This window comes from Oceanidesulfovibrio marinus (assembly GCF_013085545.1).
Lineage (GTDB): Bacteria > Desulfobacterota > Desulfovibrionia > Desulfovibrionales > Desulfovibrionaceae > Oceanidesulfovibrio > Oceanidesulfovibrio marinus.
In genome coordinates, this window is the sequence record NZ_CP039543.1 from 1,772,976 (window position 1) to 1,786,070 (window position 13,095).

Consider the following 13,095-nt stretch of genomic DNA (forward strand, 5'->3'; position numbering starts at 1 on the left):
TGATGACGAATCAGTTGCCTTTAGCGCAGCTTGAGGGTTGAAAGGGCCGCCAGCCCCAGAAGTATGGACAGAATCCAGAAGCGGATGATGATCTTGGACTCCGGAATCCCCTGCAGCTCGAAATGGTGGTGGATGGGGGCCATCTTGAACATCCGCTTGCCGCCGCTCATTTTGAAGTAGCTCACTTGCAGGATCACGGAGAGGGTCTCCACCACAAAGAGCCCGCCCACGATGAGCAGCACCAACTCCTGCTTGGCCAGCACGGCGATGAAGCCCAGGGTGCCGCCGATGGCCAGCGAGCCCACATCGCCCATGAAGACCTGCGCCGGATAGGCGTTGAACCACAGGAAGCCGAGGCCCGCGCCGATAAGCGCGCCGCAGAACACCGTGACCTCGCCCACGCCGGGCACATACGGCACCAGCAGGTGCTCGGAGATAACCTTGTTGCCGGCCACGTAGATGAACACGGCAAAGCAGACGTCGGCCACGATGGAGGGGCCGATGGCCAGGCCGTCCAGGCCGTCGGTGAGGTTCACGCCATTGGACGAGCCCACGAGAACGAGTACGGCAAAGGGGATGTAGAACCAGCCCAGGTCCGGCTGAAACATCTTGAAGAACGGCATCGAGAGCTTGGTGGAGTACGCCGGCTCCCAGACCAGGATGATCAGGGCAAGCGCGGCCACGCCGATCTGTCCCAGAATCTTGGCCTTTGCGGACAGCCCCTTGTTGGTCTTGCGCTTGATCTTCAGGTAGTCGTCCAGGAAGCCAACACCGCCAAAACCCAGGAAGACCAGCATGGTAAGCCAGACGTAGTGGTTGGTGAGGTCCGCCCAGAGGAGCACGGACACGGCCACGGTGAGGCTCATGAGCAGGCCGCCCATGGTGGGGGTGCCGGCCTTTTCCTTGTGCGCGGAGACACCGTCCTCCTGGATGTACTGGCCGAATTTGATGCGCCGTAGCCAACGGATGAACATCGGACCCAGGAAGATGCTGAGGATGAGCGCCGTGAGCATGGCCCAGATGGACCGGAACGTGATGTACCGGAACACGTTGAAGATGACGAACTCGTCACTCAAGGGCACGAGAAGATTGTATATCATGCTGCACGCTCCTTGATGAACGCCTGGGCAAGCTGCTCCATGCGGATGGTGCGCGAAGCCTTGAAGAGGATCACGCCGCCGTCCAGCGCATCCATTCCGAGGCTCTTCCATGCGTTCATGAAGTCGTCCGCCCCGGAAACCAGCGTGTGCTTGCCTTGGTAACCGCTCTCTTGCAGGCCGCGGCGTATGGCCTCGTACTCCCCGCCCTTCCAGAAAACCGCGGCGGGCTGCGCCGCGGCGATCTGCCGGCCCAGGGTCTCGTGCGCGCTACCTGCCGAGGAGCCGAGCTCGCGCATCTCGCCCAGGGCGACGACCAGGTTCCCGCCAGCGGCGGCCTCACGCGCGCTGCTCAGGGCCCGGCCCATGGACAGGGGATTGGCGTTGTAGGAATCGTCGATGACCAGCCACGGCCCGGCCTGCCGCCTGGCAAAGCGCTGCTGCGGGTACTCGATGGCGGCCAGCCCGGCGGCGATGACCTCCGGTTCCACGCCCAGCAGGTGCGCGGCCGCGGCGGCCGCTGTGATGTTCTCGGCCATCAGCGCCCCTGGCACATCCAGGGCCAGGTTGATGGTCGCGCCGTCCAGGGTGATTTCGAAGCGGGATTTGCCCTCCTCGTCCATGCCCAGAAACTCGCCGTGGTAGCGGGCTAGCCCCTTGAGCTTGCTGGCCTCGTCGTGCTCCAGCGCTTTGGCGGAAAAACCGATGCAGCGAGGCTCCAGCGAGAAGGCCGCGCTCACCAGCTCCGGGTAGTCGAGGTTGATGAGCCCGCGTCCATCCTCAGCAAGGTGCGCCAGGATGCGTGACTTGTTGCGCGCCACGCCGTCCACGTCGCCCAGGCCTTCCAGGTGGGCGGGGCCGACGTTGACGATGACCGCGAGATCCGGTCCGGCCGCGGCGCCCAGATCGTCCATCTCGCCTTCCATGTTGATGCCGGCCTCCAACACCCAGAAAGCGGCGTCAGGATCGGCCTCGAAAATAGAGCGCGGCAGCCCCAGCCTGTTGTTCAGGTTGAGGTGGTTCTTGCAGGTGGTTCCCACGCGGGAGAGGATCTGCGCGAGCATCTCCTTGACCGTGGTCTTGCCGGCCGAGCCCGTGACCACCACAACCTTGGCCGAGGCGTCGTCGCGCACCCGACGTGCCAGACGGCCCAGGGCTGTCACGGTATCCGGCACCATGAGGTACGGAACGCCGAGGTCCTCCGGGCAGCCAAGACCGGGGGGCTGGGAGCCGACAACGGCCATGGCGCCCTTCTCCACGGCCTCGCAGGCAAAGTTGTGGCCGTCGAAGTTCTCCCCGGATACACAGAAGAAAATCTCACCGTGCTTGAGAATGCGCGAGTCGGTCTGCACGCCCGAGGGCGCAACGTTTTCCAGCGAACCCAGATCGCCCACGGCGCCCATGGCGGCGGCTATTTCGGCGAGGGTCAGCTTCATGCGATCTCGCCCTCCAAATACTCGCGGATCACGGCCTGGTCGCTGAAGGGCCGCTTCTCGCGGCCGATGATCTGATAGTCCTCGTGCCCCTTGCCGGCCACGAGCAAGGCGTCGCCAGGCCGCACCAGGTCCAGGGCGATGCCAATGGCCTTGCGGCGGTCCACCTCGGTAACGGACTCGGCGCAACCGGCCATGCCGGCGTTGACGTCGTCCAGGATAGCCTGGGGATCTTCGGTGCGCGGGTTGTCTGACGTGAGCACCACGATGTCGCTGTACTTGCAGGCGGCCTGGGCCATGAGCGGGCGCTTGGTGCGGTCGCGGTCGCCGCCACAGCCGAACACGGTGACCAGCTTGCCCTCGGTCAGGGGCCGCATCTCGCGCAGCACGTTGTCCAGGGCGTCCGGGGTGTGCGCATAGTCCACAAAGATGTTCAGCCCGCTGGAAGCAGCCACGCGCTCCAGCCTGCCGGGCACGCCGTGGAAGTCGGCCAGCGCGCTGAGGTCGTCCGGGTGCAGGCCCAGGCTCAGCCCGGCGGCCATGGCCGCCAGCAGGTTGTGGGCGTTGTACGCGCCCACGAGCCCGGTCTGCAGGTTGAACCCGTCGCCGTCATACGGGCCGCCCATGCACTCCACGGCCAGGACCATGCCGTCGATGGAGGATTTGACCAGCGATCCGGCCAGCCCCCAGCCGTCGTTGCGCAGGATGGTCTCCGGCATCTCGCCCATGCCGTAGCCCACCGGGTTCACCACCCGCGGCAGCAGGGTGCGGCCGAACTCGTCGTCCCAGTTGAGCACGGAGTACTTGTCCGCCTCGGGCAGATTCTCGAAAAGGATGGCCTTGGCTTGGCCGTAGGACTCCATGTCCTTGTGGTAGTCCAGGTGGTCCTGGGTCAGGTTGGTGAGCACGGCGCAGGCGAACTGCAGACCGGCCACGCGGTTCTGGTCCAGGGCATGGGAGGAAACCTCCATGAACGCAGCCTCCACGCCGGCGTCGATCATCGCGGCCATGCACTCGTGCAGCTCCCAGCAGCCCTGCGTGGTGAGCTCGGCCGGCCGATCCTCGCCGGGCCAGCGCTCGCGAATGGTGCCCAGCAGACCGGTGTAGCGGCCTGTGGCGCGGAACAGGTGCTCCAGAAGATGGCAGACCGTGGTCTTGCCGTTGGTGCCGGTCACGCCGACCAGCGGGAACGGCAGGATGCGCGTATTGAAGTGCGCCGTGGCGAGCCGGCCAAGGGCTGCGCGAACGTCGTCCACCACAACCCAATACACGCCGTCGGTGTCGGTGGAAGCCATATCCGCTCCCGACTCCCCGGTGACCACCCAGGTCGCGCCGCGTTCGATGGCCTGATCCACAAAGTCCAGTCCGGACTTGCCGCCGGTGGACGGTAGCGCGAGAAACGCCTCGCCCGGCTGCACCCGGCCGGAGTGGGTCCGCACGATCAGACCCCGCGAGACCTTCTCGATCAATTCCTCAAACATTGCCTTCATCATTTATCCTTTACCCTGTGCCGGTCCGAGCCAGAGGGTTGCCTTGCTTGCATCTTTCCATTCGGCGCCCGCCTTGGGCGTTTGCCGCGATACGATCTCGCCCGCGCCCTTGAGCGTCGGCACGGCGCCGCCGGCTGCGAAGAGCTCCACGGCCTTGCGCAGCGGCATGCCCACCACGTCGGGCACGGCGCCCTGCACCGTGGGAGCCTCGGCCTTGGCCTGGGCTATCTTCAGCTCCTCCGGCTTGCACGCAGGCGACGGCTTGTCGGCCTTCTCGCAGGCCATGGGCATGTCAGGCAGATCGCCCCGGTAAGCCAGCGTCTTCACGGCGATCTCATGGAACGCCGGGGCCGAGACCACGCCGCCGTAGTGGGACTTCTGAGGCTCGTCCACCACCACAACGATGAGATAGCGCGGCTTCTCGATGGGCAGGAGCCCCAGGAACGTCGCGACGTACTGGTTGCCGTATCCGCCTGTGGGCCCGGCCTTCTGTGCGGTGCCGGTCTTGCCGCCCACCTGCATGCCCGTGATGCGGGCGCGGGTGCCGGTGCCGTCCTCTTCCACCACCTCGCGCATCATGGAAAGCACCTGGGCCGAGACCTCGGGCGAGAAGATGCGCACGGCGTCGGCGGCCTCGGGCTCGGGCTTTTTCACGAGCGAAAGGGGCCGAAGGACCCCTTGGTTGGCAATGCACGAAAAAGCCTTGGAGAGCTGCGGTATGGTAGCCGAAAAGCCCTGACCAAAGGCGGCTGTCGCAAGGTCGATATCTCGCCACGAACCCGGCGGCCGGAGAATGCCCGGGCTTTCGCCTGGCAGATCCAGCGAGGTCTTGTGGCCGAAGCCCAATCTGTCCAGATAACCATGGTAGGCCTTCTTGCCCATGGTCATGGCGATCTTGGCCGAGCCGATGTTCGACGAGTAGCGCAGGACCTCATGCGCCGGCAGCCAGCCATACTTGTGGGTGTCGCGGATGGTGTTGCGTCCGATTTTGTAGCGCCCGTTCTCGCAGAAATAGAGCGAGTCGGGGTCGATAACTTTTTCCTGCAGCGCGGCGGCCATGAGGAACGGCTTCATGGTGGAGCCCAGCTCCATGGCGTCAATGGCCAGGGCGTTGCGCCATGCGGCCTGCCCGTACCGCTGATAATCGTTGGGGTTGAAAAACGGATACTGCGCCCAGGCGAGCACCTCGTTGCTCTCCACGTCGAGCACGATGCAGCCCCCGCGCTTGCCGCCGCTCTCGGTCACCGCCTTGGCGAGCTCCTCCTGTGCGACGAGCTGGATGTGCGCATCGATTGTCAGAGTGATGTCGCCGCCCTTGACGGAGGCGAGATCGTCCACGGAGGGGCCGAAGCTCAGCACGTTGCCCTTGGCGTCGCGCTGGACCTGCAGATGCACCTTCTTGCCGGCCAGATAGTCGTCGTATGCGAGCTCCAGTCCGGAGAGCCCCTGCTCATCCAGGCCGACGAATCCGAGCAGCTGACCGGCGACGTGCTTGTTGGGATACTGCCTGCCGTATTCGGTGGTCAAGTAGATGCCGTCGAGATGCGCGTTGCGCACTGCCGAGGCCACGCGGTCCGGCACTTTGCGATCCAGCCAGACAAAGGTGGTCTTGCTGCCGATGAGCTTGCGGACCTGCGCCGGCGTCCTGTCCAGGATGGGGGCCAGGGCGCGCGACGCGGCAGCCACGTCGTTGATCTCCAGGGGACGGGCGAACACGGAGTACAGCTCCACGCTCTTGGCCATGATCCGGCCGGTGCGGTCGTAGATGTTGCCGCGCGGGCCCATGACCGTAAGCGAGGTGAGGTGCTGGCGTCTGGCCATGGCGGCCAGCTCCGGGCCATCCACGAGCTGGACCTGGAAGGCGCGGCCCCAGAGCGCGACCCACAACAGCGCAAAGACCACGCCCACCACGATGACGCGCGGCTTGGCGCTGCGCACGGCGGCAGGCGATTCACGGTCCGCGGCAAAGGGAAGCCTGGCCGAGAACGGCTTGGAACGGTAGCCGTTCCGGGCCTTCCTGACCTTGGGCTTCTCCGCTTTTTCGCGGCGCTGTCTGGAGCGTTTTTCGTACGCCATGTCCAACGTATCCTTACTTACTGCACGGACTGCCTACAGGGCGCTGCCCGTCGCGGGCGGCGTGTCCGGTCCGTTATCGCGTTGCACCACAGGACCCTGCCGGAGCTGGCCGGGCTTGGCCGGCCCCAATCCATACTCCTGCGCCTTTTTGCGCAAACGGTACGGCGAGGTCAGATTGTCCTTTTCGAGCTGCAGCTTGGCGCGCAGGTCGTTCGTATCAGCCAGCCGCTTCTCCAGCTGCTCCAGCCGGTAGGCCGTATCCAGGCGCTCGATGTTCACCCAGACCACGGCGAGGCCCAGCACCAGTGCGGCTCCGGCGGCCAACAAACACTGCATGACGGCGCGGCTGGGCAATCTGGCCATTACGCCGCCTCCACCAGCCGTTCCGCAGCGCGCAGCTTGGCGCTTCTGGCACGACTGTTCCGCGCAACCTCCTCTTCCGAGGGGGTCAGCGGTTTTTTGGTCAACACCTTGAGCCGCGGCACGCGACCGCAGCGGCACACCGGCACGTTGCGCGGGCAGTTGCAGCCCTTGGCCTCGTCCCGGAAGGTATGCTTCACGGCGCGGTCCTCCAGCGAGTGGAAGCTGATGACGACCACGCGTCCGCCCGGGGCGAGCCGCTCCGTGATGTGCTCCAGAAAGTATGCGAGCTCCTCCAGCTCCCTGTTCACGGCCATGCGCAGGGCCTGGAAGGTGCGGGTGGCCGGATGGCGCCGTGCCGTGGCCCGCCACTTGGCCGGGTAGGCCTGCTCCACGATGTCGGCCAGGCGCGCGGTGTTCTCGATGGGCTCCTTGGACCGGGCCTCGATGATTGCGCGGGCGATGCGGCCGGCCATGGGCTCCTCGCCCAGGCGGTGGATGATGGCCTTGAGTTCGGCGTGGGAGAGCTTGTTCACCAGGCGGTGCGCCGGGGCGTCGCCTTCGCTCGCGCCCATGCGCATGTCCAGCGGCCCATCGTGCAGAAAGCTGAAACCGCGATCGGCGTCGTCCAGCTGGATGGAGGAGACGCCCAGGTCGAGCAGCGCACCGTCGAGCGTATCCCAGCCCAGCTCATCCATGAACTCCTCGAACCGGCTGTAGGAGCCCTGGAAAAACGAGGCGCGCCCCCCCCAGGGGGCGAGGCGTTTCTGCGCGGTGTCCAGAGCCAGGGAATCGCGGTCGATGCCGAGGAGGGAGATGTCGCCGCCGGCCGCCTCGAAGATTGCGGAAGAGTGGCCGCCCAGGCCGAGGGTTCCGTCCAGATAACGGCCGCCGGACTTGGGCGCGAGATACTCCAGCACCTCCGGGACCATGACCGAGACATGGGCGAACTCTTCCGTTTCGCCGGTGCCTGCGGCTCCCTGCTGGTCCGACATATGCTTCTGGTGCTGCTCCGCCATAGTTGAAACTCGTCAATTAAATATCAGGGTATCCCCGACCCCCTAGAGAGGAATGTCGATACCGCTATCCGCAAGCTCATCCGCCACGTCGGAGAAATCCTGCTCCGTAAGGGCGGTAAAGCGTTCGGGGTTCCAGATCTCGAACTTGTCCAACTGGCCGACGATCTCGGCATCGCCGTCCAGGCCTGCATAGTCGCGGTGTGCCTTGGAAAGCCGCACGCGGCCCTGCTTGTCCACGGTGAGCTCTTCCGCTCCACCGATGACGAGCCGCCGAAAGTCTCTCAATTTTCTAGAAGGACTCTGGAGTCGGCTGATCTTGTACTCGAACTCCTCCCAGACCGGCAAAGGGAATCCGACCAGGCAGTTGTCGTAGGTGGTGCAGACAAACTTGCCTTCTGCGCAGGAAGAGACCACAATGTCCCGGAATTCCGGGGGCATCATGAGTCTCCCTTTGTCGTCGAGGCTGCGCTTGGTTCGACCGCGGAAGGACATGCCGGCTCCTTGTTACCACCTTTTCCCACGTTTTCCCACGGTATCTATGTTTTTCTTACAACTGTCAAGAACAAAATGATTTTTTGTCTAGAGAATCAGATGTCTTGAAGGCACTGTTTCTGCATCACAGTCGCATGAACATGCAACATCGTCGGACTTGCAATCGGCGGTTCTGCGCCGCCCCATGCAACACCCGGCCAGCCGCCGCCATGCAAGGCATCCTGGCGGTCAGTGTTTCCGCAGCATTGCGTTGCGGGCCAATGCGGTTTATGTTGGCGGCGCAATTCGTTTCTGCAGCGGGCATGGCGCCTCGAAGAGCCGCGGAAAGACAGCCGTCTCCCCGAACAATGCCTGCCAGGGACCTCCGGGTCCGCGCTGCTGCGAATGCGCATGTCGCGACGCACCAAGACGGCGCCGGACGGACACGCGCCTCCTGCAACGATGCCACCAGGAACGGACCCATGTGCGCAGTGAAGACGACGATCCCCGACAATGTTTCCGAAGAGTACTACCAGATCGCTCCGGAAATCCTCGCCAGCTTCCCCAAGTATCGGCCGCCCATCGACCTGTTCCTGTTCAAGGAGTCCATAGCCTCCCTCGAACCGTACAGCCGCAAGGGGCAACGGCTCACCGCCGACCAGGTGGACAAGGTCCATGAGCTGTGCAACGAGGGCATGCTTTTCGTGTCCCGCTCCGACCACCCGGTGTACTCCAAGCACATCGTCAAGCAGCTCGACCTGGTGCTGGTGGACAAGAACCTCAAGGAATCCGAGATCGCCGACGTCTTCATGAATGCATTCCAGCTCCGGCTGGAGGAGTTCTACGACCAGCCCGTGCAGGTGGTCTTCGACAAGCTCTACACGGACATCATGGTGCTCACCGAGTACCTCAGCGTGGACTGGTTCCGCATCAAGGCCCTGCTCAAACGGCTCTTCACCGAGCACACCCTGGTGAACCACTCTATCAACTGCGGCGTGCTGGCCACCTGGCTGTACCTCAAGGTGCGCAAAGGCCATTTCAAACGCCGGGAGTTGGACCGCGCCGTGCTCGCCTTTTTCCTGCACGATATGGGCATGGCCAAGATCCCCCCCTTCATCCGCACCAAGAGCGTGCCCCTGACCATGGAGGAGCGGCAGAAGCTCAACTCCCACCCCATGCACGGTGCCAAGCTCGCCCAGAAGCTGGGCCTCTCCTTCAACGAGATCATGGCCTGCATCATGGAGCACCACGAGCGCTTCGACGGCTCCGGCTACCCGCGCAAGGTGAAGGAAGGCGAAATCTCCAAGCTGGGCAAGCTCTGCGCCGTGGTGGACTCCTTCTGCGCCATGACCACCGAGCGGCCCTACGCCAAGGCCATGGAGCCCGTGGCCGCAGCGCAGTCCCTGGCCCAGGACAAGCGCTACGATGAGAACTTCGCCACCATCATCAAGACCGCCTACATCACGGGCAACTTCTAATCCCCCCGGAGACGCACACATGCCCACGCCCCAGCTGCCTTCCACGCCGCGCGCCGTGCACTGGCTGGGAGGGGAACGGCTGGCGCCGCGTTCTCTGTACCACGGCCACGACCAGCTGGTGCGTCTCGCGCCGGGCAGCGCCCTGCTCTACCGCGGCCGGCTCTGGTGCATCGTCCGCACGAGTCGCCTGGCCGTGCCCTTCTGGGGCGTCAAACGCCACGCCCTTTCCACCTTCGAGCACGAGCCCTACGCCCTGCTGCTCCTGGACGGCCCGGGAACAGGCTGGTGCCTGCCGCGCATCGAGGTCGAAGCCCTGCTGCGCCGCCGCGCCTGGCCCGTGTCCCGCGCCGGCGAGTATAAGATCAAGCCAGCCAATCTCTGCGAATCCTCACGCTTCACATCCACGGCGCAGCTCTTCACCCGGCTCGACGCCTTTGTGGCCATGTTTTTAGAGCATGCCCGCTGTGGTTCGAGGGACTCCGCCCCTCGCGCTCCCCGCCAGGGAACTCTGTTCCCTGGACCCTCAATATAGGGGTCCGGGGACCAGTGGTCCCCGGCAGAGGGACTGGGGGACAGAGTCCACCAGAAAAAAGCTCCGGAAATCTTTCAGACCATGCACCTCAGCAGTGGTGGAGTACTGTTACCCAATAGTGACGCGAACCCCAGCACGAGCGAGGACATCCCATGCCGAACCATGATAAGCCGCTGTTGACCACAGCCGACAAGGAACGCTATACTAAAAATCCGTTGGCATTGTGGCGCTGGAAAGCGAATCCTGGGGCATGTGAAACGTGCCTGGCGCTCAACGGAAAGACATATCGATATCCAGATATTCCGGACCGCCCACACCCTAACTGCAAATGCACGGTAGTGCCCGTTCCAAATGCATCCTACCGTACCGCCATCGCGGATGCCGACGATAATGACGATGCCGCAGGGTCCTCCGACAACACCGGCGGTGGCCTGCTCCACAATACCGGCGAGGCCTTGCGCGAGATCGCGCGATCCAAGCTGTGGCAGGAAGCTGCCGACAACACCTATGCGGCGGTCGAGGAGATCGTGAACTCCGAACGCTGGGGAGAGATGGCGGAAGGGACGAACCAGGCGATTTCAGAGGTATGGGATAACCCCTGGGGCCGAGGCGCACTGTTATTTGCAGGAACTACATTGCTCCCTGCAATAAGCATCGCCACCGAAGGTGCAGCATTGCAGCTTGGCACACGCCTGGCTGTAAGCCCCGCTGCCGTTGAGCTTGGAAGGCGAATAAGGGAGTCTGACTTATTGGGACAACCTTCTATCGACCTAGCCAATGGGGCTCTTACACAGGGTCCTCCCCCATTCTCACTTGCTGGTCTTTCTGGATACACCTTGAGATACCTATACGATGATTATTCCGGGGATTGATTCATGAAACGACCCGTCATCAACCTGTACAAATATCTTCTCACCTTTCTCGGACTTGCCTTTGTATACTGGGGCGGCAAGGTCATTATCGTCACGAAGTATTACAGCAAGCGGTATGATCTGATCATGGACCATACAAACGTTCGCTGGCCGTTGGGGCTCGCACTTCTTGCGTTTGGCGTCTTCTTCCTCTACAGAGCGTACAAGGAATCAAGCAAGCGTAATACATCGTCAACACAGCTGGCTGAGACCGAAACGATCTGTGTTGCCTGCCAAACTCCATGCCTCATCGACGACTTTGAAGAGATGACGTGCCCCCACTGCGGCGGCGAACTCGAACCGCTGGCCGGATTCTACGAGCGCCATCCGGAGCTGCTGGACGAGGATACCGAGCCTGGGCACTAGCCTTCCATGACAACACTATGGACTTCATATCCTCAGCCACCCAAAAGGCACACCTGCGCCGTCGCTCTCTGGGGACGCTGGAGGCCTTGCAGGCTATCTACATGATAACATCATAGCCGACGACACATAAAACTATCCATAATATTGTGTGGAGTATTTTCTCTAATCTTTGGGATAAGCATTCTACAGAAACCAGTATACTACAATAGCATTTGGACATATACTATCGATTTCACAAACACACGCTGGATTCTTGGCCCCCTCTGCATTGTTGTCGGCGCCCTCTTAATCTGGACAGAGGTCAGGAAACGACGCAAATAGCGTCGTAACGCACTGGGGAGAGACGAGCCAGGCGATCGGCGAGGTGCGCAACCATCCAATCGCCGGGCCGCTACTGGACTCGGCCATCGCCATCGAGGGGCTGGCGCTTGGGTACGTGGCGGTGCCGCTTATTGACAGCGCATTGTCCACAGCGGAAAGAGCGCTTGCTATGAACGCGCCAATATTGCCAAAGGTTGTGGACTTCGTCTCAGGCATGCTGCCTGGGATGCCTGAGAATGAATGGCAACAGTGGGGCTACCTTGCAACCGAGGGCGTGAAATATCTTGAAGATACCAGAAGCGCCCTCCTGCATGATCAAATTTACTACGATCCAGACGAGTATAATGATGCTATTTAGCCTGCCTCTAATGGGAGAATAGATGAGCTTGCTTATCTCATTTATCATTTTATTCATTGGCATCATGATCTTCTGCAATCCTGAATGGTACAATGATTATCGTGGAATATTCTATGACTTCTCAAACCTCAGGATATTGGCCTCCTCAACTTTTGTCATTGTTGGGCTGATAGGGATCGTCACTTCTTTCCGCGCCCTAAATCGAGATTCCCAAAAAAACGAGATGATGATTTGCCCTGAATGCCAGCAAACGATTACCGCCTACACGGCTCAGAACGGCCGCTGTCCGCAGTGCGGCGGCGAACTCGAACCGCTGGACGGATTCTACGAGCGCCATCCAGAGCTGCTGGACGAGGATACCGAGCCTGGGCACTAGCCTTCCATGACAACACTATGGACTTCATATCCTCAGCCACCCAAAAGGCACACCTGCGCCGTCGCTCTCTGGGGACGCTGGAGGCCTTGCAGGCTATCTACATGATAACATCATAGACGACGACACATAAAACTATCCATAATATTGTGTGGAGTATTTTCTCTAATCTTTGAGATAAGCATTCTACAGAAACCAGTATACTACAACAGCATTTGGACATATACTGTCGATTTCACAAACACACGCTGGATTCTTGGCCCCCTCTGCATTGTTGTCGGCGCCCTCTTAATCTGGACAGAGGTCAGGAAACGACGCAAATAGCGTCGTAACGCACTGGGGAGAGACGAGCCAGGCGATCGGCGAGGGGCGCAACCATCCACAATCGCCGGGCCGCTACTGGACTCGGCCATCGCCATCGAGGGGCTGGCGCTTGGGTACGTGGCGGCGCCGCTTATTGGCAGCGCATTGTCCACAGCGGAAGGCGCGATCGCATCGAGTGCTCCAATTCTGCCGGATGTTGTTGATTTCACGTCCGGCATGTTGCCGGGAATGCCGGATAACCCCATGCAACTGTATGGCAGTCGTTTCAGTGAAGGGATTAAGTGGTTAGAGTCTTGGAGAAAGGAGTTGGAAAAGAACCAAGTCTACTACAACAAAGAGGATTATGACGATGCAATATAGCATCATGCCGATAAAAAGCTGGCATGTCCTGCTCGGTTCGCTCGCTGTCCTCTCACTGGGAGTCGAGATACTTATAGACCCAACATGGTTCGACTCGACTCGTGGTGTCTATTTTGACTACTCAAA

General features: G+C 61.8%; 14 protein-coding genes. 7 read left to right on the forward strand and 7 right to left on the reverse strand.

Features of this window, described 5'->3' with window-relative positions; genetic code table 11:
* Positions 1-20: 20 nt before the first annotated feature.
* The 7 genes from mraY to mraZ all read right to left on the reverse strand — a co-directional run bounded on the left by mraY (position 21) and on the right by mraZ (position 7,967).
* Positions 21-1,100 (reverse strand): phospho-N-acetylmuramoyl-pentapeptide-transferase, encoded by a 1,080-nt coding sequence (gene mraY / locus E8L03_RS07965; protein ID WP_144233764.1) that lies wholly within the window; start codon positions 1,098-1,100, stop codon positions 21-23.
* A complete protein-coding gene (locus E8L03_RS07970; protein ID WP_171267032.1) occupies positions 1,097-2,533 on the reverse strand; it encodes a UDP-N-acetylmuramoyl-tripeptide--D-alanyl-D-alanine ligase in 1,437 nt (478 codons plus the stop codon). Before E8L03_RS07970 ends, mraY begins: the two co-directional genes overlap by 4 nt.
* Positions 2,530-4,020, reverse strand: coding sequence for a UDP-N-acetylmuramoyl-L-alanyl-D-glutamate--2,6-diaminopimelate ligase (locus E8L03_RS07975; protein ID WP_342356095.1), 1,491 nt, complete (start codon positions 4,018-4,020; stop codon positions 2,530-2,532). The genes E8L03_RS07970 and E8L03_RS07975 overlap by 4 nt, the downstream gene beginning before the upstream one ends.
* A gap of 3 nt (positions 4,021-4,023) precedes the next feature.
* Positions 4,024-6,096 carry a penicillin-binding transpeptidase domain-containing protein gene (locus E8L03_RS07980; protein WP_171267034.1) on the reverse strand — a complete coding sequence of 691 codons (2,073 nt, stop codon included), beginning with the start codon at positions 6,094-6,096 and terminating at the stop codon, positions 4,024-4,026.
* Between the two features lie 33 nt (positions 6,097-6,129).
* On the reverse strand, positions 6,130-6,459 hold the full coding sequence (locus E8L03_RS07985) for a hypothetical protein (RefSeq protein ID WP_208738184.1): 330 nt from the start codon (positions 6,457-6,459) through the stop codon (positions 6,130-6,132).
* Positions 6,459-7,451: a 16S rRNA (cytosine(1402)-N(4))-methyltransferase RsmH gene (gene rsmH, locus E8L03_RS07990; RefSeq protein ID WP_171268453.1), complete on the reverse strand. Its 993-nt coding sequence runs from the start codon at positions 7,449-7,451 to the stop codon at positions 6,459-6,461. The genes E8L03_RS07985 and rsmH overlap by 1 nt, the downstream gene beginning before the upstream one ends.
* 66 nt (positions 7,452-7,517) lie before the next feature.
* Positions 7,518-7,967 carry a division/cell wall cluster transcriptional repressor MraZ gene (gene mraZ, locus E8L03_RS07995; RefSeq protein WP_144233760.1) on the reverse strand — a complete coding sequence of 150 codons (450 nt, stop codon included), beginning with the start codon at positions 7,965-7,967 and terminating at the stop codon, positions 7,518-7,520.
* Positions 7,968-8,428: 461 nt separating this feature from the next.
* Here mraZ and E8L03_RS08000 point away from each other — a divergent pair, with 461 nt between their 5' ends.
* From E8L03_RS08000 to E8L03_RS08030, 7 genes are all read left to right on the forward strand, one after another.
* Entirely contained in the window at positions 8,429-9,424 is a 996-nt protein-coding gene (locus E8L03_RS08000; protein ID WP_144233759.1) for an HD-GYP domain-containing protein, read from the forward strand.
* Positions 9,425-9,443: 19 nt separating this feature from the next.
* Positions 9,444-9,956 (forward strand): hypothetical protein, encoded by a 513-nt coding sequence (locus tag E8L03_RS08005; protein WP_171267035.1) that lies wholly within the window; start codon positions 9,444-9,446, stop codon positions 9,954-9,956.
* Between the two features lie 152 nt (positions 9,957-10,108).
* Positions 10,109-10,828, forward strand: coding sequence for a structural protein (locus E8L03_RS08010; protein WP_144233757.1), 720 nt, complete (start codon positions 10,109-10,111; stop codon positions 10,826-10,828).
* A 3-nt stretch (positions 10,829-10,831) separates the two neighbouring features.
* Positions 10,832-11,233 carry a hypothetical protein gene (locus tag E8L03_RS08015; RefSeq protein WP_171267036.1) on the forward strand — a complete coding sequence of 134 codons (402 nt, stop codon included), beginning with the start codon at positions 10,832-10,834 and terminating at the stop codon, positions 11,231-11,233.
* A gap of 364 nt (positions 11,234-11,597) precedes the next feature.
* Positions 11,598-11,912, forward strand: a complete 315-nt coding sequence (locus E8L03_RS08020) for a hypothetical protein (RefSeq protein WP_171267037.1) — start codon at positions 11,598-11,600, stop codon at positions 11,910-11,912.
* Positions 11,913-11,934: 22 nt separating this feature from the next.
* Positions 11,935-12,288, forward strand: coding sequence for a hypothetical protein (locus E8L03_RS08025; RefSeq protein WP_171267038.1), 354 nt, complete (start codon positions 11,935-11,937; stop codon positions 12,286-12,288).
* A gap of 438 nt (positions 12,289-12,726) precedes the next feature.
* Entirely contained in the window at positions 12,727-12,969 is a 243-nt protein-coding gene (locus tag E8L03_RS08030; protein WP_171267039.1) for a hypothetical protein, read from the forward strand.
* Positions 12,970-13,095 lie beyond the last annotated feature (126 nt).

Coding starts and splice junctions, on each gene's coding strand:
- E8L03_RS07980 (WP_171267034.1), bottom strand. CDS start 6,096: ATGGCGTACGAAAAACGCTCCAGACAGCGCCGCGAAAAAGCGGAGAAG.
- E8L03_RS08000 (WP_144233759.1), top strand. CDS start 8,429: ATGTGCGCAGTGAAGACGACGATCCCCGACAATGTTTCCGAAGAGTAC.
- E8L03_RS08015 (WP_171267036.1), top strand. CDS start 10,832: ATGAAACGACCCGTCATCAACCTGTACAAATATCTTCTCACCTTTCTC.
- E8L03_RS08025 (WP_171267038.1), top strand. CDS start 11,935: ATGAGCTTGCTTATCTCATTTATCATTTTATTCATTGGCATCATGATC.
- E8L03_RS08005 (WP_171267035.1), top strand. CDS start 9,444: ATGCCCACGCCCCAGCTGCCTTCCACGCCGCGCGCCGTGCACTGGCTG.
- mraZ (WP_144233760.1), bottom strand. CDS start 7,967: ATGTCCTTCCGCGGTCGAACCAAGCGCAGCCTCGACGACAAAGGGAGA.
- mraY (WP_144233764.1), bottom strand. CDS start 1,100: ATGATATACAATCTTCTCGTGCCCTTGAGTGACGAGTTCGTCATCTTC.
- rsmH (WP_171268453.1), bottom strand. CDS start 7,451: ATGTCGGACCAGCAGGGAGCCGCAGGCACCGGCGAAACGGAAGAGTTC.
- E8L03_RS07975 (WP_342356095.1), bottom strand. CDS start 4,020: ATGAAGGCAATGTTTGAGGAATTGATCGAGAAGGTCTCGCGGGGTCTG.
- E8L03_RS07970 (WP_171267032.1), bottom strand. CDS start 2,533: ATGAAGCTGACCCTCGCCGAAATAGCCGCCGCCATGGGCGCCGTGGGC.
- E8L03_RS07985 (WP_208738184.1), bottom strand. CDS start 6,459: ATGGCCAGATTGCCCAGCCGCGCCGTCATGCAGTGTTTGTTGGCCGCC.
- E8L03_RS08010 (WP_144233757.1), top strand. CDS start 10,109: ATGCCGAACCATGATAAGCCGCTGTTGACCACAGCCGACAAGGAACGC.